This window comes from Nitratidesulfovibrio sp. (assembly GCF_040373385.1).
In the GTDB taxonomy this organism is placed as follows: domain Bacteria; phylum Desulfobacterota; class Desulfovibrionia; order Desulfovibrionales; family Desulfovibrionaceae; genus Cupidesulfovibrio.
The window spans coordinates 712,714-737,399 of the sequence record NZ_JBDXXH010000001.1 but is presented as its reverse complement, the minus strand read 5'-3'; the positions used below and the strand labels follow the sequence as shown (position 1 = coordinate 737,399).

The 24,686-nt window shown below is 67.9% G+C and carries 15 protein-coding genes; 9 read left to right on the top strand and 6 right to left on the bottom strand.

Annotation, left to right across the window (positions count from 1 at the left end; all coding sequences use genetic code 11):
• Positions 1-472: 472 nt before the first annotated feature.
• The 5 genes from ABWO17_RS03030 to ABWO17_RS03010 all read left to right on the top strand — a co-directional run bounded on the left by ABWO17_RS03030 (position 473) and on the right by ABWO17_RS03010 (position 9,703).
• Positions 473-1,120 carry a tetratricopeptide repeat protein gene (locus ABWO17_RS03030; RefSeq protein ID WP_353115920.1) on the top strand — a complete coding sequence of 216 codons (648 nt, stop codon included), beginning with the start codon at positions 473-475 and terminating at the stop codon, positions 1,118-1,120.
• 468 nt (positions 1,121-1,588) lie between these two features.
• Entirely contained in the window at positions 1,589-6,661 is a 5,073-nt protein-coding gene (locus ABWO17_RS03025) for a response regulator (protein ID WP_353115918.1), read from the top strand.
• 268 nt (positions 6,662-6,929) lie between these two features.
• Positions 6,930-7,511, top strand: coding sequence for a TetR/AcrR family transcriptional regulator (locus ABWO17_RS03020; protein ID WP_353115916.1), 582 nt, complete (start codon positions 6,930-6,932; stop codon positions 7,509-7,511).
• A gap of 160 nt (positions 7,512-7,671) precedes the next feature.
• Entirely contained in the window at positions 7,672-8,190 is a 519-nt protein-coding gene (locus tag ABWO17_RS03015) for a DUF1499 domain-containing protein (RefSeq protein WP_353115914.1), read from the top strand.
• 580 nt (positions 8,191-8,770) lie between these two features.
• A complete protein-coding gene (locus ABWO17_RS03010) occupies positions 8,771-9,703 on the top strand; it encodes a magnesium transporter CorA family protein (protein ID WP_353115912.1) in 933 nt (310 codons plus the stop codon).
• Between the two features lie 205 nt (positions 9,704-9,908).
• Here ABWO17_RS03010 and ABWO17_RS03005 read toward each other — a convergent pair whose 3' ends face one another.
• Positions 9,909-10,286, bottom strand: coding sequence for a hypothetical protein (locus ABWO17_RS03005; RefSeq protein ID WP_353115910.1), 378 nt, complete (start codon positions 10,284-10,286; stop codon positions 9,909-9,911).
• Between the two features lie 267 nt (positions 10,287-10,553).
• On the opposite strand from ABWO17_RS03005, the gene ABWO17_RS03000 reads away from it, so the two are divergent.
• Complete coding sequence (locus ABWO17_RS03000; RefSeq protein ID WP_353115908.1) at positions 10,554-12,446, top strand: methyl-accepting chemotaxis protein; 1,893 nt, start codon at positions 10,554-10,556, stop codon at positions 12,444-12,446.
• Between the two features lie 312 nt (positions 12,447-12,758).
• Here the strand turns inward: ABWO17_RS03000 and ettA are convergent, their stop codons facing one another.
• Positions 12,759-14,441: an energy-dependent translational throttle protein EttA gene (gene ettA, locus ABWO17_RS02995; RefSeq protein WP_353115906.1), complete on the bottom strand. Its 1,683-nt coding sequence runs from the start codon at positions 14,439-14,441 to the stop codon at positions 12,759-12,761.
• Positions 14,442-15,031: 590 nt separating this feature from the next.
• On the opposite strand from ettA, the gene ABWO17_RS02990 reads away from it, so the two are divergent.
• The 3 genes from ABWO17_RS02990 (at position 15,032) to ABWO17_RS02980 (ending at position 21,206) form a co-directional block, all read left to right on the top strand.
• The gene (locus tag ABWO17_RS02990) at positions 15,032-16,630 is read left to right on the top strand and encodes a DUF438 domain-containing protein (RefSeq protein WP_353115905.1); all 1,599 of its coding nucleotides are present in this window, start codon (positions 15,032-15,034) and stop codon (positions 16,628-16,630) included.
• A 266-nt stretch (positions 16,631-16,896) separates the two neighbouring features.
• Entirely contained in the window at positions 16,897-18,918 is a 2,022-nt protein-coding gene (locus ABWO17_RS02985; RefSeq protein ID WP_353115904.1) for a methyl-accepting chemotaxis protein, read from the top strand.
• A 377-nt stretch (positions 18,919-19,295) separates the two neighbouring features.
• Positions 19,296-21,206 carry a pentapeptide repeat-containing protein gene (locus ABWO17_RS02980; protein ID WP_353115902.1) on the top strand — a complete coding sequence of 637 codons (1,911 nt, stop codon included), beginning with the start codon at positions 19,296-19,298 and terminating at the stop codon, positions 21,204-21,206.
• 287 nt (positions 21,207-21,493) lie between these two features.
• Here the strand turns inward: ABWO17_RS02980 and ABWO17_RS02975 are convergent, their stop codons facing one another.
• The 4 genes from ABWO17_RS02975 to ABWO17_RS02960 form a co-directional block, all read right to left on the bottom strand.
• Complete coding sequence (locus tag ABWO17_RS02975; RefSeq protein WP_353115900.1) at positions 21,494-21,811, bottom strand: XkdW family protein; 318 nt, start codon at positions 21,809-21,811, stop codon at positions 21,494-21,496.
• Between the two features lie 4 nt (positions 21,812-21,815).
• Positions 21,816-23,411 carry a tail fiber protein gene (locus ABWO17_RS02970; RefSeq protein WP_353115898.1) on the bottom strand — a complete coding sequence of 532 codons (1,596 nt, stop codon included), beginning with the start codon at positions 23,409-23,411 and terminating at the stop codon, positions 21,816-21,818.
• Between the two features lie 90 nt (positions 23,412-23,501).
• Positions 23,502-24,011, bottom strand: a complete 510-nt coding sequence (locus ABWO17_RS02965; RefSeq protein WP_353115896.1) for a virion core protein, T7 gp14 family — start codon at positions 24,009-24,011, stop codon at positions 23,502-23,504.
• A 1-nt stretch (position 24,012) separates the two neighbouring features.
• Complete coding sequence (locus ABWO17_RS02960; RefSeq protein ID WP_353115894.1) at positions 24,013-24,600, bottom strand: hypothetical protein; 588 nt, start codon at positions 24,598-24,600, stop codon at positions 24,013-24,015.
• Between the last annotated feature and the right edge of the window lie 86 nt (positions 24,601-24,686).

The following is a 24,686-nucleotide window of genomic DNA, read 5'->3' as shown; positions in this document are numbered from 1 at the left end:
CCCCGCCGGAGCTTCCCGTCGCGGCGAGGAGCATGTATGCCCCAGCGCCCCGCCAAGTGTCAACCGCTTTTTTCGTTTTCTTCGATTTTTCTCGAAGACCCCGTGGCCTTTCAGCGAAACTCGCTGGCGAAACAGGAAAGCGGCAACTGCATCGGCTGAAAAGAGCGGTGCCGTGTCTGCTTGCCCCTGCACGAAGTGACCGGGGCAATCGGTCGCGGCGAAGGGGGTATCTAGGGCATCAGGCGGCCAGGTGTCAACACGGTTTTTGCGCAAAGCTTGAAACTTGCACGCAACACACCGTTTTCTAAAGTGTTAATAATTCGCAAGCAGCGCCATGCTTTCCCCCCTTTCCGCTCTGCCTCTTGCCGGATGCCGCACGCGCAGGTAACACTGCCCACCTGACCGGGACACTCGGTGCGCCTGCCGCGCCGCGCTACCGGCACATACTTCCCTACATATGAACGGAGCATCCATGTCGCAGACACACCGAACCCAGGGCCGCCAGCAGCAGGACGACGCATACGTCCGCAAGTCCACCATGTACATGGCCGTGGCCGTGGCGCTGATCGTCGGCGCGTTTCTGGGCGTACAGGTGGCGAGCATGTATTCGTCCGCACCCGCGCAGGAAAAGCGCGCCGTGTCCGCCCCCAGCCAGCAGACCCCGAGCGGCGCGGCCAGCCAGATATCGCCCGACGTCATGGGCCGCATCCTGGAAATGGAGCAGGCGGTGCTGAAAGACCCCAACGACGTGGCCGCATGGACCAAGCTGGGACACCTGTACTTCGATACCGAGCAACCCAGGAAAGCCATCCCCGCCTACGAGAAGTCGCTGGCGCTCAAGCCCAATGACCCCGACGTGCTGACCGACCTTGGCGTGATGTACCGCGAAGACCACCAGCACGACCGCGCCCTGGCCACCTTCGAAAAGGCCATTGCCGCCAACCCCAAGCATCAGGTCGCCCGCTTCAACAAGGGCATCGTGCTGTACTTCGACCTGGAGCGGAAGGACGACGCCATGAAGGCCTGGCGAGAACTGCTGGCTATCAACCCCGATGCCAAGGCCCCCAACGGCCAGCCGCTGAAGGAAATGATGCAGTCGTTGCAGCAGCAGAACAAGTAGCCGGGGCCTTGCCTCACACCGTGCGGATGCGCGCGGCGGCCACGTGCCGCCGCGCGCTTTTCGTTTGTGCTCCTGGTACGGCCGGTACCACATGACACCAACCGGCGCCCTCCGGGGGCGCCTTGCGTCATTCGGTGCCGGATGGCGACAGCGTGGTGCCTGCGTGGTGCTGGCGCAGCGGTTGCCGGTGCCCCGCCTGCCGCGCCGGGCCTTCATTTCCGCTCGCCCCCCATGCCGAAGTGCGCTATGTTCCGACGGGGCGCGGCCCGAGCGCCGCGCCGCGCACGGTCAACACGCAACCCGCGCGCCCCGCGCGCCCACGGAACCATGCCGCACGCCCCGACCATCGCTTCGGCCCCTCGTTCGCCCCGCGTCCTGTCGCACCGCGTCCCCTCCGCCCGCGTTCCCTCCGCCGGTGTTCCGGTGTTCCGCCCCTTTTCATCCGGCCGCCGCGCCACCCTACTCCGCGTGGGCGCATGCCTCCTGCTGGCCTGCTGCCTTGCGACGTGGCCGGTTCCTTCCGCGTCTGCCGCCACTGCGGCGCCCGCGCCCAGTTCCGGCCCGTCCGGTTCCAGCCAGCCCGGCGCCATGCCCGCCGCCGCTCCCGCGCTGTCCAACGCCACCCGCGCGCTGGATGCGTCTTCGCTGCTGGCCACCCAGCCATTGGCCCCGTTCCTCGAATTTCTGGTGGACCCCACCGGCACGCTGAGCGTGGACGAACTGCTCTCTCCCTCGCATCAGGCCGGGTTCACCCCGCTGGGCAACGGCCTGCCCCTGTTCCGCTCCGGCTCCACCTGGCTGCGCCTGACCCTGGCCCCCCGGCCCACGGACGGGCAGAACCGCCAGTTGCTGCTCGACCTGGGCCGCGACCTTCCCGGCAGGGCCACGCTGTTCCTGGCCAAGCGCAACCAGCCCGGCGAACCCAACGAATGGCAGGCGCAGGCACCGGAAGGCGGCAACGTGTTCACCCTGCCCGATCCCGTGGGCAAACCGTTGCCCATCTACGTCAAACTGGACGGCGTGCCGGGGCCGTGGTTCGCGCCCATGCTGCGCACCCCCCAGAACGCCGCCACCAGCAACGACGCCCTGGCCCGCCCGCTGGTGATCGGAGTGCTGGTGGCCGTGCTGGTCCTGTGCCTGCTGCGCGGGGTTTTCGAACGGGGCGAATGGCGGCTGTGGACAAGCCTGTTCGCCGCCGCCGTACTGGCCCAGGCCGTTGCGGGGCAGCCCCCCACGCCCGCCGGGTACGTGCCGCTGCGCGGCCTGCCCGGCGTGCTGGCACCCGGCCTTGCCCTGATGCTGCTGCCCCACGTGGGGCGCCATCTGCTGCGCACCCGCGAGCAGGCTGCCAGCGCGGACATGCAATTGCGCGTGGTTTCGCTGGCCGGGGCCGCGCTGGTCCTGCTGCCACTGGTGCCGGGCATGGCCTGGTCCTCGCGCCTGCTGGCGCTGTGGCCGCTTCTGCTGGTGCTGGTGCTGCCCGCCGCCGTGTCCTGCAAATTCCGCAACCTGCCGGGTTCGCGGCGTTTCCTGACCGGATGCCTGGCCGCCCTGGCCGGTGCCGGGGTGGGCGTCGCGGGGCTGGCATCGCCGGTGCCAGCCGCATGGATATCCACGGCACCGTTATGGGGACTGGCCCTGCTGGCCCTGCTGGTGGCGGGCACCAGCGCACCGCGCCCGGCCGGGGCCGAGGGCACCCTGACCGGCGGACGCGGCTACCGTGTACGCAAGAGTCCGGCAGCGGAACGCCCCGACCTGGACGACCCGCTGGCCGACGAACCCGCCCTGCGCCTGATCTCGCCCGAAGAGTTGCGCGGCGGGGTTGCTCCGTCCCCGCGCACGCCCGCCAGGGCGGACGCACACGATCCTGACGGGACCGGCGACATTGAAGGTGCAGGTACCGCTGGCGGCAGCGCTGCCGAAGAACCGCTTGAGCTTTCGCTTGGCGACGTGGTGCCGGAACTGGGTGACACGCCGACCGCACGCGGCTCGCGCCGCCTGGCCCGTGCCGTGGCCATGGCCGGACGGGACGATCTTGCCACCGGTTTCGGCCTGACCAGGGACTCGGGAGACGGGCTGGACAAACGGGACGGGCCTGGCTGGCCAGACGGGCCAGACGACGGTGCCAACATGTCCCCCAACGCCGCCTCCACCGTGTCCACGGCCCCCACCGGACTCGACCCGCTGGCCCTGGCCCGCATGGAAGAGGCCCTGCTGGCCCCCATAGATGCCATGTTGCAGGAACTGGACGGCCTGGAGAACTGCGCGCTGCCCCCCGCCGCCCGCAGCCACGCCGAGGCCGTGGGCACCGCCGGACGCCAGTTGGCCTCCATCGCCGAGGATCTTGGCCGGGTGGCCGCGCCGTTGCGCACCGCCCCGCGTCGGTCCGTATTCGACCTGCAACGCCTGCTGCGCGACGCCCACGACGCCGTGGCCGACCGCGCGGAACGCAAGGGGCTGGCCATCTCGTGGTTCATGGCGCCGCATCTCTCGCAATTGTATGAAGGCGATGCGGCCCAACTGGGCGAACTGCTGCGCCTGCTGGCCGAAAGTTCGGTGCGTTCCACCGACAAGGGGTCGGTGCACATGTCGGTACGCCGCGTGCCCGACAGTACCGACCCCGGCCACCTGCTGTTCACCGTCAGCGATTCCGGCGCAGGCGGCCCGCCGCACCGGCGCAGCGTCAGCGCGCTGGCCCGCGCGTGGGAAATGGCCGACGCCGCCGGGGGCACCCTGACCGTGGAAAGCGGGCGGGGCCAGGGCACCACCATTTCGTTCACCGCGCGGCTGGTGGCCCTTTCGGGCGACGCCACCGCGCCGCGCCCCTTCGTGGGCGTGGACCTGACCGACGACCTGCGCGTGGCCCGGCCCACGCCCGACGCCGTCACGGCGGCAGACCAGCTGCACCTTGGGCCGGTGGCCCCGCGCCGCCCGTTGCAGGTCATCGTGGCCGACGACGTGCCCAGCAACCGCCAGTTGCTGGCCTTTTTCCTGGAGGGGCTGCCCCACGCGCCGCTGGAGGCGCGCGGAGCCACCGAGGCGGGCATCCTGTACCGGCGCGCACCCTCGGGCCTTGTCATCATGGATGGCGACATGCCCGAGGACGACATCGTGGCGGCCGTGGCCTCCATCCGCGCCTTCGAACAGGAACACGGGCTGGCCCCGGTGCCGGTGCTGGCCCTTGTGTCGCACGAGGCGCAGGCCGAGCGCATGCTGGCCGCCGGATGCACCGAAACGCTGGAAAAGCCCCTGACCCGCAGCGGCCTGCGCGCCGCCGTGGCACAACTGGCCCCGCCCCATGCCGAACCGAAGCCGCAGCCTGAATACGCCGCTCACGCCGGATACGGCCTTGGCCCTACCGAAATGACGTACGACGATGCGGACGATGCCCCTCACGCCGCGCCGCCGGAATTTGCGGACCTGCCCGACCTGTTCCTGTCCGGTGCCGAGATTGGCGCCGATGCGGGGCATGGCGGGGCGGGCGATCTTTCGCTGGTCGATGATGCGCCCCCGGCATGGGATGCAGGCACGCATTGGGACGCGCCCGATGCCGCTCGGGACGATGCGTACCTGTATGACACCCCGGCCCACGACCATGCCCCGGGCATGGACGCACTACCGGAATTGCCGGATGCGGCGACAGGGGATGCCCCCGCGGAAGCGGACGCTTCGTCTGACTCCATGGAACCCGCCAGCATGGCGACAGTGGCGGACGCGCCCACGGCGTGGCACCCCTGGGACCGCCCCGTGGTGGGCGAAACGGAACAGTCGCCCGAGGCCCCCGATATGCCGGACGCGCCTGCCACACCCGAAACCGATGCCGCCGACACCGATGTGGCTCGCGGCATGGCCGACGAGGCAGGCCCAGACAGGGCAGGTTCTGACGGGGCAGGTTCTGACGAGGCCGAGGAACTGCCGGACCTGTTCGGTGCGGACATCTTTGCCGTGGGGCACACCGATCCCGCCGCCAGCCACCAAGCTTCAGCATCCGGTGCCGCCCCGGCGGCCCGCATCATCCTGACGACCGACGTGTCGTACGGCGGCGGGCTGCCCGAAGGCGGGTCGTTGCCCGAAGGCGGATCGTTACTGGACCTCATCGTCACCGATGCAGAGGATTTCGAACCCGCTGGTGACGCCACGGCCCCGGCGAGCCTTGCGCCAGCGACTTTGGCCCCTGCGCCCCTTGCGGCTGTGGCGGGCGAACCCGCCGCCGTTCTTCCGGCTGCGCCCACTCCGGCCCCTGTTCCCGCCCCGGCCTGGGGCGACGCTTTCGAGGAGTCGGTGGGCGAGCCCATGCCCGTGACGGCTCCCCGGCCACAGCCGGGCATTGCGAGTCCGGGCATTGCGAGTCCGGCCACCGCCACGACCCGCGACGAACGCGCCGGGACTGGCCCCGACGACACTGCCACCGTGGTGCGCAAGCCCGCCACCACCGCCGACGGCGGCGAATGGGTGGGCGACCCCATGCCCATGGAGCCGCACCGGGCCACGGCCCATGCCGGACCCAGCGCCTCGTCGTCCTACGGGGCGGCCGCGCGCCTGGAACGCTGGGAACGCGCCCAGCGGGCGCAGCAGCAAGGCCAGCGCGCCATGCCCCATCCACAGCCGGAACAGGCGGACCAGACACCCGCACAGGCCCAGCAACCCGATACCCGGCCCATCCGCGACGTATCGGCAGAGGTGCGCCCCGGCTACCGCCCCAAGCAGCCCGCCGAGCCTGCCGCCCCCGTAACCGCCGGACAGGAAACCGCCGGACAGGCGTTGCACGGGCAAGCGGTACGCGGCCAGACCACGGACGGGCAGGCCACGGTCGGCCAGACCATGCACGGACAGGCGCAGGCCGCTCCCGTCCCGCCCGTCGTCCCGGCAACGCCGACATGGCCCACCGGCCAGCAGGCCACCCAGCCCCTGCCGCAGCAGATGCAGTACACCCGGCCCCAGCCCGGCCAGATGTCCGCTCCGCCGTCTCCTGTGCCGCCCGGCACCCGACAGGGGCAGGCCCCCCACGCGCCGGGCCACTCGCAGGCGGACACCCCGCCGCAGTCCCCTCCCGCCAAAAGCTTTGCCGAGCGCATCGCGGAACGCATCGCCGTGCACCTTGGCCGGGGCGCGGACCGTGCCAGGAATCCGGAAGGCGATACGGCGCGGCGTGCCCCGGCGCGTCCCGCTCCCCCCGCTCACGCAGTTCCCCCGGCGCCCTCGACCAGGCAACGGACAGAGCCGCACGGGCACATGGGCGACGACATCGAACCCTTCATCCCCGGCCTGCTGGAAACCCTGGATGCCGCCCTGGACGACGCCCGGCGGGGCCGGGCCGACGGCAGTACCTTTGCCGTGCAGGAAGCGGCGGCGCGCATCGCGGGCAAGGCAGAAAGCTTCGGCCTGCGGGTGCTGGAACGCATCGCCCGTTGCGTGGAGCGGGCCGCCACCGCAGACGACATGGAAGCGGTGCGCGACCTGCTGCCCGAACTGGAGGCTGCGGTGGAGCGCAACCGCATCGCCCTGGCCCCGCGTGCCGGGCAGGCCGCCCGCCGGAGCTGAACCGCATACCGGACACCACCTCACCCATTGCCGCCCCGGCCTATCACCGGCCGGGGCGCCCGTTTGCCATGCGGTTTCCTGTCTTTTCCGGGCGTTGCGGCAGCCGCCGCAAGCCGGAACATACCGGTACGGTCACCAATTTCACGCGGATCGCGGGTGCCCCCCACGTCAACGTTGACACCGCTCAGGAGTGGGGTTAGCCTTCTCTCGTTTGAGCGTTCACTCCTCGCTTCTGCCGTATCGCGGCAGACACTGAAAGGATTCCGACATGAAGCGCGACACCATCCTGCTTACCGCCGCCAAGCTGTTTGCCGAGCGCGGGTTCAACAACACCCCCACCAGCCTTCTCGCCAAAGAGGCGGGCGTGGCGGAAGGCACCATCTTCCGTCACTTCAAGACCAAGGACGACATCTTCCTCACCCTGATCCGCAACGTGAAGGATCAGCTCATCAGCGACATCGAGAAGTATCTCGAAGTACGCGCGCCCGAGACCAGCGTGGAGAAGGTGGTCTCCATCATCAAGTCGTTCTACGTGTTCGTGAAGAAGAACCGCATGGAGTTCTGCCTGATCTTCCGCGACGCGCCCACCCGCTACGGCGAACGGAACGACGACGTGTTCCTGGCCATCAAGGAAATCTACACGTATCTCAACGAATACCTGTTGGTCGCCCTGCGCGACGGCCAGAAGGACGGCTCGGTGCGTACCGACATCAGCGTCGAGGACACCGCATGCATGATCGTGGGCATCATGGTGGGCATCGTGCGCACCATCCACTTCCAGTTCGTGGAACCCACCGACGACCTGCTGCGCAACGTCATCGACAACGTCAGCCGCTTCCTGAAGCCGTAGCGGAAACCTCCGCGCCGTTTTCCACGGGGCCGTTCCGCGCATACGGGGCGGCCCTTTGTCATGTGTCATGGGGCGACGATCCACGGCGCGCATTCCGGTCATGGTCCATGTCCTGCAACGTCCAACGGAAGGCGCCCCCGCAAGTGCCCATGGAGAGCCCATGTCCGCATCCCTTCTTTCCTCTGTCGTTGCCGTGCCCGCGCTGTTGCTACTGGCATTTCTGACGGCGTGCGCATGCCCTGCCCGGCCCGCCCATGGCGCGCAGCCGGGTCTGCCAGACCAGCCTGTCAGCGCCAATCTGCCTGCCGAGCCCGTGCGCCTGCCCGCCTGCCCCGACCGCCCCAACTGCGTCATCACCCAGGCCGAAGGCGCCGTGCGTGACGGGCAGTACATCGAGCCGCTGCCCTTCACCGGCGACGCGGCCACGGCCATGCGCCGTGTGGCCGTGGCCCTGGGCGCCCTGCCCGGCTGCACCGTGACGGACATGGACGGCCTGACCGTGCGCGCCCAGTGCCGCAGCAAGGTCTTCGGCTTCATCGACGACGTGACCTGCGTGGCAGACCCGGCGGCATCCGTCGTGCACCTGCGCTCCGCCGCCCGTTCCGGCTGGTGGGACTTCGGCGTCAACCGAGACCGCGCGGAGCAGTTGCGGCGCAGATTTCTGGGCTTGTCCCGCTAGGGGCCGCCCCCGGCACCCGCCAGCCCGCCGCCCGGTGCATTTCCGGTTGCCAAGCGGCCCCCACGGGCGTAAAGCAGACCCCGCAGCGTGCCCACGGCATGGGCATACCCATCCCTGGCGCACCCCGCCGGCGGCCACACGGCCCGCCGCGCACCCCCAACAGGAGCACAGACGTGGATTCCGGCGACAGTAGTAGATGCCCCATCGCATCGCACCGTTTCGCAACGACGCACCAGCGCCGCTGCCGCCGTCACGTCCGGGCCTGATCCCTTCCCGGTCCGCCCGGCGGCGCTGCGCGCCCCCGGAGGTGGACCATGTTCCGCACACCGCTTTCCCTGCTTTCCGCATCTTCCGTATTCTCCGACCGTTCCATCCGGCGCGCCCGCTGCCGGATGCACCGTCGCGTGCGTTCCGTGGCCCGCTCCGCGGACCCGTACTCGTGACGCTCCGTTGCTTCCGCCGCCGCGCCCAGCCCTGATCCCCAGGCATCGGGTCTTGCACGGCGCACCGCTGTTCCCGGCACGCGCGGCACACGCCGCGCGCCAGACCGCACCCCGGAACGGACGCAAGGAGCCTTGCCGTGTTCACCATTCACAAGACCATCGACGGCGTGCTGACGCCCGTGGACCACATCGAACCCGACTGCTGGGTGAATCTTTCCAATCCTTCGGATGAAGAACTGCGCCGCGCCTCGGTGCTGCTGGGCATTCCGCTGGACCACCTGACCGACCCGCTGGACGCCGACGAGCGCGCCCGGCTGGAACACGAGGACGGCGTGCTGCTGCTGGTCATCCGCGTGCCGCTGGAAAACGAGACCGACGTGCGCGTGCCCTACCTGACGCTGCCCATCGGCATCGTGATCACCCGCACCGCCGTGGTCACGGTGTGCCGTTCGCCGCGCGACATCGTCAGCGAACTGCTGAACGGACGCGCGCGCACCATGGATACGGCACGCCGCCTGTGCCTGGCCATTCACCTGCTGCAACGCACCTCCATCGCCTATCTGAACGACCTGAAGGACATCAACCGGCGCACCGCGTTCATCGAACAGCGCTTGCAGCAGTCCATGCGCAATCAGGAGCTCATCGAGCTGCTGAACATCGAAAAGAGCCTTGTGTACTTCACCACGTCGCTCAGGGCCAACGACATCATCATGGAAAAGCTGTTGCGCACCCGCTCGCTGCGCATCACCGAAGAAGAAAGCGACCTGCTGGAAGACGCCATCACCGAGAACCGCCAGGCCATCGGCATGACCAACATCTACAGCGACATCCTTTCCGGCACCATGGATGCCTTTGCCTCCATCATTTCCAACAACATGAACACGGTGATGAAGTTCCTGACCGGGTTCACCATCATCCTGATGATTCCCAACATCATCACCGGCATCTACGGCATGAACATAGACACCCCCCTGCACGATTCGCCCTATGCCTTCGGCATCGTCTCCGGAGTGACCGTGGGGCTGTGCCTGGTGGCCTGGCTGGTGTTCATCAAGAAGCGCTGGCTGTAGCCGCGCCCCTGACGCAGCAACGAAACGCCCCGCATGGCCTTGCCGTGCGGGGCGTCGTGCGTTGGGGAAGAAGCGAAATCCGTACGCCGCAGAGGGCAATTCGCAAACCCGCGCAGCACGGCGAAGCCGGGAAAAAGTGCTGGTGAGCGCACTGCGATACGGCGGAGAAACCGATACTGCTCCGGACCATTCCGCCACGGGATTGCTAGCGCTTGCCGTCCTTGTGCCGGGTCTTGGCTTCGGTGCGCTCCGGGTTGCCCGCCAGATGGCGGTGGCGCTTCACGGCCAGGCGGGCAAAGTCGCCCGCGATGCGCGGCATGTCGGAATCGCTCCAGATGTCCGCAAAGCCGGGCAGGGCACGGACCGACGGCGTCAGCGCATACCCTTCGGCCGCATCCGGAGAAAGGGCCACATCGTCGTGGCGCACCGCCCCTGCCGTGCCCAGGGCGTCGGACAGCAGCGTGGCCACGGTTTCGGCGAAGAACCTGCGCACCTCGTCGGGCGATTCGGCGCGGTCCAGACGTTCCCGAAAGCCGGGCAACTGCGCCTGCTCCAGCCGGGTGAACGAAGCCTGTCGGGTCATGGGCACCTCCTTGCGGGTCGCTGTGGCAAAAAAGACGGTGGGCGCGCGGTCCACGAAGGGTCCGCCGCCTTACCCCCAGCCTAGCAGAAATGCCCCCCCGCGCAAGCGCGCAACGGGCACCGCGCGCCCGCTACGCCCCGCCCCCCCGCCCATGCCGCCCCCAGCCGCTCCATTGTTATAATTCAGCCCGCAACAGCGGGCGGATACGCTTGTCCGGCCAACGAACACCCTCTGCCCCGCGCACGCCACATCATAGCGGAGTATCCCATGCCCCACCCCGCCGCCGGAAATGCCACGCTGCCGCCCATGCCCGCGCCTGCCGCGCCCCGCTTCGAGGCGGGGGTGGCGTTGCGCATCATATCCCTGGCCACGTTCATCGCCCTGTTGTTCGTGGCCACCATTCTTGGCGGATTCCTGCCCCAGGTCCGCTCCGACGCACTCCGGGCCCGGCAGGGCGAATTGCACCATCTGGTACAGGCAGCCATGAAACTGGTGGAGGGGCTGGACGCCAGGGCCAGCCGGGGCGAGGTGTCCCTTGACGAGGCCAAGCGGCGCGCGGCCGACGCCATCCGGCAGATGCGCTACGGCAACGGCGACTATTTCTGGATCAACGACGACCGCACCCCCTACCCCACCATGGTCATGCACCCCACAGCCCCCGCGCTGGAAGGCCAGACCCTGGACAAGCCCGCCTACAACCGGGCCACCCACTGGCGGGCCGCGCCGGGAGCCCCGGCAACCGACTACCCCGGCGGCAACCGCAACCTGTTCCAGGCCTTCGTGGATGTCGCGCAGCAGCGCGGCGAGGGACTGGTGGCCTACGTGTGGCCCAAGCCGAAGCAGGGCGGCGGCGTGACCGACCAGACCTACCCGAAGGAATCGTACATCGCCCATTACAAGCCGTGGGGATGGATCATCGGTACCGGGGTGTACGTGGATGACCTGGAGGCAGAGGCGAACCGCCTGCGCAACACGGTGCTGGCGGTCACCGCCGCCATTCTCGCCGTGGGCTGCCTGCTGACGCTGCTGGTCACGCGGTCCGTGCGCACGCCGCTGCACGCGCTGGTGGCCTATGCCCGCGCCGTGGCGGCGGGCGACCTGGGTGCGCAGCCGCGCGGCACGTTCCGCGCCGAGTTGCGCGGGCTGAAGCACTCCATCGCCAGCATGGTGGAATCGCTGCGCATGCGCATCGAGGAAGCCGGTTCGCGCACCGCCGAGGCAGCCGAGCATGCCCGGCGCGCCGAGGCCGCCACCGCCGAGGCCGAGGCGGCCCGAATGCGGGCGGAACAGGCCCGGCGCGACGGCATGCAGGAGGCAGCGGGCATGCTGGAAGGCATCGCCGCCGCCATCGTTGACGTGGCGAATACCGTGGGGCGGCAGGTCAGCCTTGCGGGCGGCGGTGCGGACGCCCAGAAGACCCGGGTTGCCGAAAGTTCGCATGCCATGGAACGCATGGATGCCGCCGTGGCGGGCATGGCCGGGGGGGCGGCGGACGCCGCCGCGACCGCCGACAGCGCCCGGGCCAAGGCGGGCGAGGGTGCCGAAGGCGTGCAGCGGGTCAAGGAGGCCGTGGTCCGGGTGGAGAAAGGCGCGGCCAGCCTGCACGAAAGCATGGCCGACCTTTCGCGCAAGGCCGAAAGCATTGGCGGCATCATGGCCGTGATCAGCGATATTGCCGACCAGACCAACCTGCTGGCGCTGAACGCCGCCATCGAGGCGGCCCGCGCCGGTGACGCCGGACGCGGCTTTGCCGTGGTGGCCGATGAAGTGCGCAAGCTGGCCGAAAAGACCATGAACGCCACGCGCGAGGTGGGCGAGGCCATCCGGGCCATTCAGGACGGCACCACGGCCAGCGCGCGCCAGGTGGACACCGCCGTGGAGGCGGTGACCCAGGCCAATGCCCAGGCGGATACCGCCGGAAGCTCGCTGGAGGAGATCGTGCGGCTGGCCTCCGGCGTGTCCGGGCAGGTGCGCGCCGTGGCCACATCGGGCAAGGAACAGGCGGCGGTGAGCGCGGACATCGTGCGCTCGCTGGGCGAGGTTACCACCATCAGCGAAGACACCGCCAAGGCCATGCGCGACGCGGAACGTTCGCTGGACGACCTGAACGCCGAGGCGCAACGCCTTGGCGAGGTCATCGCGCGGTTCAAGGAAGGGTAGCCCCATCCTGAAACCAGCCGCATGACCCCGAACACGCACAAGGCCCCGCACCGTTTCCAATGCGGGGGCCTTTTCATGCATTGCGCCGCAAACCTAGCGGGTCAGCTTGCGGAACTTTATCCGGTGCGGCTGGATCACTCCATGACGGGCACACTCGCTACGCTCGTGATGCCCTGAGCCGTGCGGGCAGGCGAAGCCCGCCTCGCCCGGCGCGGCGCTGCGCGCCGCCGACCAGCCGCATTACCCCGAACACGCACAAGGCCCCCGCACCGTTTCCAATGCGGGGGCCTTTTCATGCATTGCGCCGCAAACTTACCGCGTCAATTTGCGGAACTTTATCCGGTGCGGCTGGTCGGCGTCCTTGCCCAGGCGTTTCTTGCGGTCTTCTTCGTATTCCGAGTAGTTGCCGTCAAAGAACACCACCTTGGAATCACCCTCGAAGGCCATGATGTGCGTGACGATGCGGTCGAGGAACCAGCGGTCGTGGCTGATCACCAGCACGCAACCCGCAAAGTTCTCTATGCCGTCTTCCAGCGCCCGCATGGTGTTCACGTCAAGGTCGTTGGTGGGTTCGTCAAGCATGATGACGTTGGCGCCCGACTTCAGCATGCGCGCAAGGTGCACCCGGCTGCGCTCGCCGCCGGACAGCACGTCCACCTTCTTCTGCTGGTCCTGGCCCATCAGGTTGAAGCGCGAGCAGTAGGCGCGGGCGTTCACCTCGCGGTTGCCGAGCTTGACCGTTTCGTAGCCTTCGCTGATCACCTCGTACACGGTCTTGCCGGGGGTCAGCGATTCGCGGTTCTGGTCCACGAAGGCGAACTGCACCGTCTCGCCCACCTTCAGTTCGCCCGCGTCGGGCGCTTCCAGGCCCGCCAGCATCTTGAACAGGGTGGTCTTGCCCGCGCCGTTGGGGCCGATGATGCCCACGATGGCCCCGGCGGGGATGATGAAGTTCATGTCCTCCACCAGCAGCTTGTCGCCCATGGACTTGCTGATGCCCTTGGCCTCGGCCACCACCTTGCCCAGGCGGGGTCCCGGCGGAATGTAGATTTCAAGGTCGGCGGCGCGCTTTTCGCTTTCGTGGCTCAGCATGGCCTCGTAGGCGTTGATGCGCGCCTTGCCCTTGGCGTGGCGGCCCTTGGGCGACATACGGATCCACTCCAGTTCGCGCTGGAGGGTCTTCTGGCGTTCCACCTCGGACTTTTCTTCCTGTTGCAGGCGCTTTTCCTTCTGCTCCAGCCACGAGGAATAGTTGCCCTTCCACGGAATGCCGCGCCCGCGATCCAGTTCAAGAATCCAGCCCGCCACGTTGTCGAGGAAGTAGCGGTCGTGGGTGACGGCAATGACCGTGCCGGGGAAGGTCTGGAGAAAGCGTTCCAGCCAGGCCACCGATTCGGCGTCCAGATGGTTGGTGGGTTCGTCCAGCAGCAGGATGTCGGGGCTTTGCAGCAGCAGGCGGCACAGGGCCACGCGGCGGCGCTCGCCGCCGGAGATGACCGACACGGGCGTGTCGCCGGGGGGGCAGCGCAGGGCGTCCATGGCCATTTCGAGGCGGGCGTCCAGATCCCAGGCGCCCTTGGCGTCCATCTGTTCCTGCACCTTGCCCTGGCGCTCGATAAGCGCGTCCATCTCGTCCGGCTCCATGGGCTCGGCGAACTTGGCGTTGATCTCCTCGAATTCCTTCACGAGGTCGACCACGTCCTGCACGCCCTGCTCCACCACTTCGCGCACGGTGCGGGTTTCGTCCACCAGCGGCTCCTGCTCCAGGTAGCCGATGGTGTGCCCCGGCGCGAGCACGGTCTTGCCGTCGAAGTTGGTGTCCACCCCGGCCAGGATCTTCAGCAGCGACGACTTGCCCGAGCCGTTCAGGCCCAGCACGCCGATCTTGGCGCCGTAGAAATAGGAAAGGGAAATGTCCTTCAGCACCTCGCGCTGGCCGTGGCGCTTGGTGACGCGGATCATCGAATAGATGATCTTGTCCGGTTCGTTGCTCATTGGTCCACCTTTCGGGGTTGTTCTCTGGTCGGAGTTGTTGTCTTGCTTGGGGTTTCCGGGCCGGGGCCTGGCCGCCGGGCAGTTGGCCGGGGGCGCGCCGCGCACGGGGTGCGCCGATCGTGGCGTCGCGTGCTGCGCGGGGCACCGCGCGGGCGGTGCGGCACTGGCGTACGGAAACGGCTCCACTGCCGTGTTCGGGGATATGCCGACGAAACGCGGCCCTTGTGCTTTTGCAGACCGCAGGCATTTTGTCCAGTGTGCGAAACGCCGGACGGGACACGCATGCGCTCGGCACCGCATGCCGGGGCTGCCCGGCACCGCCGCGCGCCCTGCCCCCCTGCCGCTTCGGAAACATCCGTGCTATGCTGTCCGGCGTGACGCCCGTCACGGCACATGGCCGCGTCCGGTCCTACACTATCTACATATCCGGCCCTGACGGCAGTTCCGGCCCAACAACAGTCCCGGTCATGACGACAGTCCCGGCCCAACAACAGTCCCGGCCCTGACGGCACATCCGGCCACGCCTTTCCGGCCAGCCGCCACGTGCGCGCCGGATGCAGACAGACACACGAAACCCCACGGGAGGCCCCATGCATCTCGCCCCGTCCACGTCCATACACGACCTTGTTGCCGAACATCCCTACATCATCGACGTGCTGGCCGACTTCGCCCCCGCCTTCGCCAAGCTGAAGAACCCGCTCCTGCGCAACACGCTGGGCCGGGTGGCCACGTTGCAGCAGGCGGCGGACATCGCCGGGCTGGAGGTCAACGGGCTGATGTTGCACATCGCGCGCGGCGTGCTGGACCATTCCGTCGAAGCGGTGACCATCGTGCCCAAGGGCGCGCCCGGCACGGGCGCAAAGCCCGCCATCCAGGCACAGGCATCGCCCTGCGCCACCGCCTGCGGCACGCCGTGCGATGCCGGACAGCCAACCGCGTCCGCCGCCGCGCCCCTTTCCGACACCGCCCGCATGGGCACCCTGAAGGACCTCATCCGCGAACTGCACGCCGGGGCGGACCCGGCGGCGCTGAAGGCGCGTTTTGCCGCCGCCGTGGGCGACATTTCCGGAGGGGACATTGCCCGGCTGGAACAGGCGCTGGTGGCCGAGGGCCTGCCCGAAGCCGAGATAAAGCGCCTGTGCTCGCTGCACGTGGACCTGTTCAAGGGGGCGCTGGACGAGGCCCCGGCGGTGTCCGCGCCCGCCGGGCACCCGGTGCGCACCTACATGGACGAGAACGCCAAGGCCATGGAACTGGCCGACGAGATCATCGCCCAGGTGGACCGCATGCACCGCACCCCCGGCGACCGCACCTCGCCCATCGACGAGATGGCCTGGTCGTTCAGCAGCCGCTACGTAAAGGAACTGCTGGAAGACCTGGGCCACATCGAAGTGCACTACACCCGCAAGGAAAACCAGCTGTTCCCCCTGCTGGAGGAAAACGGCATCGAAGCGCCGCCCAAGGTCATGTGGGAAGTGCACGACGACATCCGCAGGCTGTTCAAGGCCGCCCGCGCGGCCATGGAAAACCTGGCCGCCACCACGGCCGCCCTGGCCGCGCGCGACGCGGCGGAAGCCGTGCAGGACATGGTCTACAAGGAAGAGAAGGTGCTCTTTCCCATGGCCCTGGAATCGCTGACCGAAGCCCAGTGGGCGCGGGTGCGCCACGGCGAGGACGAAATCGGCTACGCCTGGGTGACGCCCGGCGACCAATGGACCCCGCAGACGACCGATCTGACCGATGTGGCCAGCGCCACCGCCGCCAGCCAGACGCAGGGCGCCCGACTGGTGCACCTGGATACCGGCGCGCTGGCCCCCAACGTGCTCAACCAGATGCTGCGCAGTCTGCCCGTGGACCTGAGCTTCGTGGATGCCGACGACCGGGTGGCCTACTATTCCGACGTGCCGCACCGCATCTTTCCGCGCAGCGCGGCGGTTATCGGGCGCAACGTGCGCAACTGCCACCCGCCGAAATCGGTGCACATGGTCGAGGACATCCTGGCCAAATTCAAGGCAGGCGAGCGGGACACGGCGGAGTTCTGGATAGAGATGGGCGGGCGGTTCCTGCACATCCGCTACTTTGCGGTGCGCGACACAGACTCCACCTACCTTGGCTGCCTGGAAGTGTCGCAGGACGTCACGGACATTCGCGCCCTGACCGGCCAGCGCCGCCTGCTGGAATGGAGCTGACCGCACACCTCGTGCCGGCTCGCCGCCCGACTTCAGCAACTGGCGAAACGGCCAAGAACTGACGGGAATTGGCATAGCATCAGGAAGGCCCGGCGGGAAACCACCGGGCCTTTTTCGCGCCCCGCCATGAAGAATCCTTGCGCATCGGCTAAAGTTGTGCCCTAGTTTACCGAAAAAGTCCTGTACACTCGTATGGTGCCCGCCGTCTGCCCTCACCCCGCAACGCACCGTCACAAACCTATCCTCATCCCTGGGGGGACCGCCCGATGACCATACGCCAGAAACTGATCTACGGACTCGGCACGCTGACCCTGCTCAACCTGGTCATGGGCGTGGCCATGGTACTGGCCCTCGGCAACATCAACAGGCTGGTGGACGAACTGGTCTCCGAGCATGTGGAACTGGAAGAAACCGTGTACGCCATGCGACACGACGTAAGCCAGCTGCGCCGCTACGAAAAGGACGCCCTGCTCAACATCGCCAATGCCGAACGGCTGCGCGGTTACCTGCCCCGGCACGAAAAGGCCGCCACCGACCTCGCCGCCCACACCGAAGCCGCCGAGCGCATGTTGCGCGTCATGCCGGAGTTGACCGACCTGCTGCGCCAGGTGACCGCCATCCGCTCGCTGAGCGGGCCGTACCTATCCTCCTTTGCCAGCCTGACGCGCGAGGCCCCGGCGGCCGGGCTTTCCGCCGAGCAGGCCAACATCCGCTTCGACGCCGGGCGCGAACAGGCTCACAAGCTGGAACAGGCCCTCGACGAACTGACCAAGGTCACCATCGAGGCCACCCGTGAACACGCGGAAGAAACCAACGACACCGGGTCCATGCTGCGCACCGGCGCGGCCGTGGCGTTCTCCTTGGCCGTGCTGCTGGGCGGACTGATGGCCGTGGGGCTGTACCGCTCCATCCAGGCCCCGCTGGCGGCACTGACAGACTTCGGCACGCGCATCGCGGACGGGGACTTCGAATACAAGAGCTCGTACCGCTTCACGGCGGAAATGGGGCAACTGCACGAAACCATCACCCACATGGTGGACGCCATCCGCGAGCGGGTGGCCTACAACCGGGCCATCATCAACCGCGTGCCCGACCCCATCATCGTCACCGGCCCGCGCCGCAACATCCGCGCCCTGAACAGCGCCGCCTGCACCCTGCTGGGCCATGCCGAAAACGACCTGATCGGCAAGCCGCTGGGCAGCTACCAGGGGACCGAAATCTACGGCACCGAGCCTCCCATCGACCGGCTGGCCCGCACCGGCGAATCCGAAACGCAACTGGACTTCACCCGGCAGATGGGCGGCGAGACGCGCTACTTCCATTCCCGCGCGGCCACGGTGCGCAAGCCCGACGGCACGCTGGTGGGGTACATGGAAATCCGGCAGGACATCACCGCCGTGAAGCGCGGCGAGACGGAGGCACTGGAACGCAGTGAACGCATTGCCGGGGTGGCCCGCGATGCCGACGCCATTGCCACCACGGTGGCCGATGCGGCCAACCAGCTTTCCGACCGGGTGGGCGAGGCCGCGCGCGGGGCCGACAGGCAGTTGCAACGCAGTTCCGAATCCGCCACCGCCATGGATGAAATGGCCGCCACGGTGCGCGAGGTGGCCCGCAATGCCTCGGACACCAACCGCACCACGACGGAAATGTCCGAACGCGCCAAACAGGGCGCGAACATCGTGGAAAAGGTGGCCGCCGCCATCGAAGGACTGGGCAGCCATTCGCGCGAACTGCGCAACGAAATGGAAAAACTGGGCACCCAGGCCAGCGACATCGGCAACGTGCTGGGGGTCATCAGCGACATTGCCGACCAGACCAACCTGCTGGCGCTGAACGCGGCCATCGAGGCGGCCCGCGCCGGTGACGCCGGGCGCGGCTTTGCCGTGGTGGCCGACGAGGTGCGCAAACTGGCCGAAAAGACCATGAACGCCACCCGCGAGGTGGAGGCGGCCATCGGGGCCATCCAGCAGTCCGCCCGGCGCAGTGCCGAGGCCACCGACGTTGCCGTGCGCGGCGTGACCGACAGCCAGTCCCTGGCCAACGAGGCGGGCGGCATGCTGCAAGAGATCGTGCAGGCGGTGCAGCAGGCATCCGACCAGGTGAACTCCATCGCCACCGCCGCCGAGCAACAGGCCGCCACCGGCGACGAACTGAACCGCATCATCGCCGAGGTGAACGAAATCTCCGGTTCCACGGCCACGCGCATGTCCGAGGCGGAAGCCGCCATCGCCGAGCTTTCATCGCAGGCAGCCGCCCTGCGGCGGCTGATGGATTCCATGAAGTGATGCAGGCCGCGTGACCAACGGGTGCGGGCGCGGATGAGCGCGCGGCCCCCGGAGGCATTCGGGACATCCGGCACCCGCAGGCATCTGGATACGATCCCGGACGATGCCAGACGATGGCATACGGCGACGGACGGAGACGGACGGAGACCACTCCCACAAGAAAAGACACAAGGCCCCCGGCACACGCCGGGGGCCTTGCCGTTTGGAGGGGCGGCACCGCCACCCGCTATCCCGTCCCGCATACCGCTCTTCCGAAATTTCGCGCGGTGCCGTATAGAGGCGACACCGTTCTCCGCACCATCGGCAACCACTGGTGCGCGCGCTTTCGGACGGCCCGCGCCTCTTCCCGTGTCCGCCCTCCGGCCAAAGGACTCCGCATGCGCCGCATCGTCATCCTTGTGCTGTTTCTGCTTGCTGGCTGCGCCTACGTGCACCTGCTGCGCGTTCCGGAATGGACGGCCAGCCTGGCCGTCACGCTATGCGCGCCTGTTTTCGAACTGACTGCCGGACACATCTCGCCGCGCACGGCCAGCCTCTTTCTGACCGGGGCGCAGGCGCTGATCGTCCTCGCGCTGCTTGCGGGGCTGACGCTGGCGTGGCGGCACGCGTGGAGCCGGGCGTGGACATGGGCGGGGCTGCCGGACGGGGTTGGTGTTGCCGTGGGCAACCTGCTTAGACAACCGTCATTTTGGCTTGCCTTCTGCGGGGTTGTCCTGCTCTGCACCATCATCGCCGTAACCCTGTTCTGGACGTCCGTCAGCGACTTTCTCGGCGGACCGCTTGCACCGGGCGACGATGCGAGCAGCACCAGAACCACCCCGCTGGAAATCATCTACAAGCTGTCGCTGATCATCGGCGGTGCAACGGCCTTCGGCCTTGCCGCGTGGCGCGGCTGGTGCCACGACGTGCAGACCCGCACCACTGCGCAGGGGCACATTACCGACCGCTTCATCGAGGCCGCAAAGCTGCTCGGCAGCGAGCAGATGGCCTCGCGCCTGGGCGGCATCTTCATGCTCTGGCGCACCGGCAAGGATTCCAAAAATGCAGACGACAAGCGCGCCGTGCTGGACATGCTCTGCGCCTTCATCCGCGAACCCACGCCGGATGCTTCGTGCGATGGATATTCCCGGACTGGGGGTGAAGATGGGAGCAAATCCGCCCCGGCCACTCACGAACGCGCCACCATGCGCAATGACGTACGGGCCGCCGTGACATTGCTTTCCAAAGAATCCACGGACGCCTTCCCGCTCCCTTCCGGCTACCGGTTCGACCTCACCAGCGCGCAACTGCCTGGGGCTATACTTTTCCAAGCTAAATTCATTACCGCCAACATGGCAGAGACCAATCTCATCGGTGCCAGCCTTGTCGGCGCCGACTTCACAGCTGCCAACCTTGCGCGGACCAACTTTGAAAGAGCAAGACTAACAGGGGCGATTCTCCGAGGAGCTTACCTCAAAAAGACAAAATTCAACCAAGCAAACCTTGAAGACGCCGATTTAACTCTAGCAATTCTAGCCGAGGCCGATCTTTCGGAAGCAGAAATGTCTGAGGCTAAGCTTGTTCAAGCCACTCTCACTAACGCCAATCTGGCACGGACAAATTTCACCCAAGCGGACCTCATGTCCGCAAAGCTTACGCGCGCCGATCTTACTGCCGCAATACTTACGAAGGCTGTGCTCACCGCTGCAAACTTAGTAGAGGCCACGCTCATAAATGCAGATCTTACCGAAGCACGACTCACGTTTGCAAACCTCAAGCGCGCAAACCTTGAAGGGGCCGACCTTCTAGAGGCAAATCTTTCACAATCAGATTGCAGGCAAGCGGACTTCAGAGAAGCTTTTCTCACTCATGTCAATCTTGAGACAACAAACCTCGCACAGGCTCAATTTGTAGCGACCGACCTCACGCAATCCACACTCAACGAGGCAAACCTCACGCGCGCCAATCTTACAAGCGCCAACCTCACGGAAACCACCTTCAGAAGGGCCAACCTCACTGCCGCCAACCTCACCACCGCCAACCTCTCACGCGCCTACCTCTGCAACACCAACCTCACTAATGCCAACTTCATCGGCGCATTCATATATGGCGACATCGACGCTGCTGGCCGCCCCTCCCCTATCCCCTTCACCCGCGAACACTGCGCCGATGCCGCCACCATAGAAGGCGCCATCTTCACCGGCGATTTCTCCGACTGGCCACGCCCCGAAACCGCATCCGACGGCACACCACCCGCGCCCCCGGCGCCCCCCACATCCCCCGCGACCCCGCCCCCCGGCAAGGACTAGCACACCTCTCTCCCTCAACCTTTACGCCCATGCAAAGGCCCCCGGCATGCCGGGGGCCTTGTCATTCCGCGCCACGCGCGCCACTCGCGCTGGGCATCACCGCCCGCATCCATCATCCACGCGCGGTGCCGTGCCTTAACGAAACCCGGTCCAGCGGTGCCCTTGCACTCCTCTGTTCCGTGTCCTCTGCTCTTCCGTGTCCGCCGCTGCCCCTGTGTTCAACGGCTTCTTGCCAGCCGTAGCCCCTGCCTGCCGCTGCCTCTTGTCCTCTTTCCTTCGCCCCTCCCCTACAACCCCAGCACGTCCAGCATTGCCAGCCGCAAATCCTCCACGCTTTCGGCGCGGATGATGGCATCGGCCTGGGCATAGGTGATGGCATTCAGGTCCAGCGCTTCCGGTTCGGGCGGGCGAGGGGTAGCCTCTTCCTGCGCCAGTTGCGCGTACACCGCGTCCAGCGCCGCCTGCGCGGGCTGCGCCTCTTCCAGCCTCCACTCCGAAATCATCACGTCCCAATCCGTCTCCGGGCCGCACGCCAGTTCCCACGCGCCTTCCGGGGCATCGGGGTACAGGCGGCACAAGGCCTCGTGCATGCGTTCGTTGTGCATTGCTCTACCTCACGCGCTGTAGGGTCAACGTCGCCGTCCCGCCTGAGCCGCTCTGCGTCGTGGCCGTGGATTGCGTCACGATGCGCACGATGTCGCCCGCTGCAAGCGTCCGCACCACACGGGGATGCAAAAAAGTCCAGTATGTCGTGGGGGCATAGGCTATCGACGCGGAAAGGAGGCTGCCGTTCACGGAAATCCACGCGAATGCCGAACTGTTCGTCCCGCTGAGAAGGGTAAGCTTGGCCTCGATCTCGTACGTCCCAGCCTCGGGAACGATGATGGACAGCGAACCGTCGCCCGCGTCGGGCCATGCTTCCCCCCCGAACTGAACTCTTCCGCCAAGGGCGGCGACAGTGGTGTTCACATTGGCGGGAAACGACTGGCCACTGGTGGTCGCACCAACAAGGCAGAATCGCCCCACTTCGGGGCTGACAACCGCCGCCATGGCATCCAGCCGGTCCATCACTTCCGCAATATCCACCGGTTCCGCGCCCATGGGCGCGTGATACGCCTTGATGCAGCGCACCACGCCGTAGCTCTTGCCGCGTGTTTCCGCCGCCACGCGCGGCGTGCCGTTCACGCCGTCGGCAACGGCACCACGCACCACGCCATTGCCCACAAGCACGGGAATTGTGGGGTTGTTGACCGTGAGATATTGCCCGCCGCCGGACGGCACCTGGTCATTCTGGTGCCGATAGAACGAATGCCAGTGCCCCTGAAAGGCATCGGCAAGGTAGCCGCCCACGACCACGTCGGGGGCCAGCCCGCGCCCAAGGTCCGCCGCGCGGCTCAGCGTGCCCCGGTAATCGGGCAGGGTGGCGGAAAGGGCTTCCGGCCCCCCGGTCAGGTAGGTGACCAGTTCCGGATACGCCGCCCGCGTCACCACCTGCCCGGCGCACACCAGAAAGCCCGCAGGCACCGTGTTCACCGGAAAGTCGAGGATGGCCCCGATGGGCACGAACGCGGCGGACCCCGCCACATCTTCCCGCGCATCCGCCACGGCCTGGATCACCTCGCCATGCAGTTGCTGCACACCGGTCAGCGCGGCATCGGCGCTGGTGGCGGCGGTTTCCGCCCGTTCCGCGCAATCCGTGGCAAGTGCCGCCTGATCTTGCGCGGCCAGCGCCGCCAGTTCCGCACGGCCCACGTTGGCGGTAATGCCCTCCAGCAGGGCGTCGGGCCGTGTGGACTGGTCGGTCAGGGGCACCTTGACGCAGCGCCCCACTTCCTCGCGCAGTTGCTGGGCCATCAGGGTCAGCCGGTCAAAGCCGTGCTCCAGCATTTCCGCGTCCAGCACGCCGGTGTTGCGCAGGTCCATCTCCTGCGTGAAGGGCTGGTCCAGCCACAGCGTCAGGTGTTCGCCCGCGCCCACCACGCCGGGCGCGCCCGGTGCGCCCGGCATGGTAATCACGCTGCCCCCGCCACCCGGCAGCGCGGCGGCCACGTAGTCGGTGCCGTACGCCAGCACCCTGTCGCCGCCGGTCCCGCTCACCACGGCCCGCACGTCCTCGGGCCGCAGGAACGGGAAGGTCACCGGCCACTCCGTCTGCGTGCCGTTGCCGGTGTACTGTTCGACGGTGTTCGTCGATACGATGGTCATTGTCCGCTCCTTTGCGTTCCTGATGGCACTGCCCTGGGGGCAGTTTCCAACCCCGGATACCGCCCGGGGCCGGTACCATGGCAGGAAGGCCTACATCAGAAGGTTGCCCGCGCCCTGCACGGTGTTGCCGATGATCATGCCGCTGCGCCAGCCCTGGCGCACCCGCGACCACGGGTCGTTGGCCATGCCCATCAGCAGCGAGGCACTGCTGTCCGCCCCCGCCGCCTGATATTCCAGGGCCCGCTGCCGCCGTTCCGACTGCCGCCGCACGTCCAGCACGTCGACCTCGGCGGCCAGCGACTGGTCCTGCAACACGTCCAGCGCACTGCCCGACCCGGCGTCCATGCCCGACGCCGCCAGCAGCGAGCGCACCCCCGCCTGCTGCGAACGTGCCTGACGCTTCAGTGCCCGTTCGGTGCGCTCGGCGTCGCGCTGGGTCTCCTCGATCTGGTAATTGGCCTGCAAGGCCGCGTTGCGCTGGGTGGCCGCCTGGTATTCCTGCTGCGCCTTGGTGGCGCTGGCGGTCCGGTTCGAATCCATCAGGGTGTAGCCGCCCTGCAGAATGGCCGCTGCCACCAGGGCCTGGGGCAATCCGCACATGTCATCCTCCCGTGTTGGTCGGTTGTTCCGGCGCAACGCTGGCCGCAGGGAAATCGCCGGAAGTAAAGGGATGGAACGGCGCGCCGCCATGCCCCAGCGGCATGGGGTGCGCTGCCACGGCAAATCCGCACCGGGCCAGCCAGCGCGCCGTGGCCGGGCGCCCCGCCAGGGCCGGGGCGTGGATCATGTTCACCAGCCGGGGCCATGCCGCGCGCATGCGTGCGGCAAACAGCGGCCCCAGCCGGGCCAGCGCCCGGCCTTCCGCATCCAGGTCCGGGGTGCCGAACAGCCACGGTGCCGCCGTGTCCGGCATGCCGGGAAAGGGCCGCGCGCCGAACAGGGCCACGCACCGCCCGCCGCGCAACACCGCCCAGCGCAGGGGCGACAGGGCGAAGGCCCGCGCCGCCTCGGCCACGGCGCCGCGCGGGCCAAGGGCCTCCAGTTCCGCCCGGTCGCGCGGGCGCAAGCGGGGCAGCACCTGGCGCAGGTGCTGGCGACGCGCCGGGACCACGTGCAGCCGGGTGCGCCCATTCGCGCCGGGCCGGGCAAAGCCCGTGCGCACCGTGCCCGCCGGGCGCCTTGCGGGCACGGGGGCCGGGGATGCCGGGACTGCCGGGGCTGGGGGGGGCGGAACAGCCGGGGAATCCGCAACGGCGTGGGCGGAGCGAGTGACGT

Excerpts from the sequence above, each read along its gene's own strand:
- ABWO17_RS03030 (WP_353115920.1), top strand. The coding sequence starts at position 473 with ATGTCGCAGACACACCGAACCCAGGGCCGCCAGCAGCAGGACGACGCA.
- ABWO17_RS03020 (WP_353115916.1), top strand. The coding sequence starts at position 6,930 with ATGAAGCGCGACACCATCCTGCTTACCGCCGCCAAGCTGTTTGCCGAG.
- ABWO17_RS03015 (WP_353115914.1), top strand. The coding sequence starts at position 7,672 with ATGTCCGCATCCCTTCTTTCCTCTGTCGTTGCCGTGCCCGCGCTGTTG.
- ABWO17_RS03005 (WP_353115910.1), bottom strand. The coding sequence starts at position 10,286 with ATGACCCGACAGGCTTCGTTCACCCGGCTGGAGCAGGCGCAGTTGCCC.
- ABWO17_RS03000 (WP_353115908.1), top strand. The coding sequence starts at position 10,554 with ATGCCCCACCCCGCCGCCGGAAATGCCACGCTGCCGCCCATGCCCGCG.
- ettA (WP_353115906.1), bottom strand. The coding sequence starts at position 14,441 with ATGAGCAACGAACCGGACAAGATCATCTATTCGATGATCCGCGTCACC.
- ABWO17_RS02990 (WP_353115905.1), top strand. The coding sequence starts at position 15,032 with ATGCATCTCGCCCCGTCCACGTCCATACACGACCTTGTTGCCGAACAT.
- ABWO17_RS02985 (WP_353115904.1), top strand. The coding sequence starts at position 16,897 with ATGACCATACGCCAGAAACTGATCTACGGACTCGGCACGCTGACCCTG.
- ABWO17_RS02980 (WP_353115902.1), top strand. The coding sequence starts at position 19,296 with ATGCGCCGCATCGTCATCCTTGTGCTGTTTCTGCTTGCTGGCTGCGCC.
- ABWO17_RS02975 (WP_353115900.1), bottom strand. The coding sequence starts at position 21,811 with ATGCACAACGAACGCATGCACGAGGCCTTGTGCCGCCTGTACCCCGAT.
- ABWO17_RS02970 (WP_353115898.1), bottom strand. The coding sequence starts at position 23,411 with ATGACCATCGTATCGACGAACACCGTCGAACAGTACACCGGCAACGGC.
- ABWO17_RS02965 (WP_353115896.1), bottom strand. The coding sequence starts at position 24,011 with ATGTGCGGATTGCCCCAGGCCCTGGTGGCAGCGGCCATTCTGCAGGGC.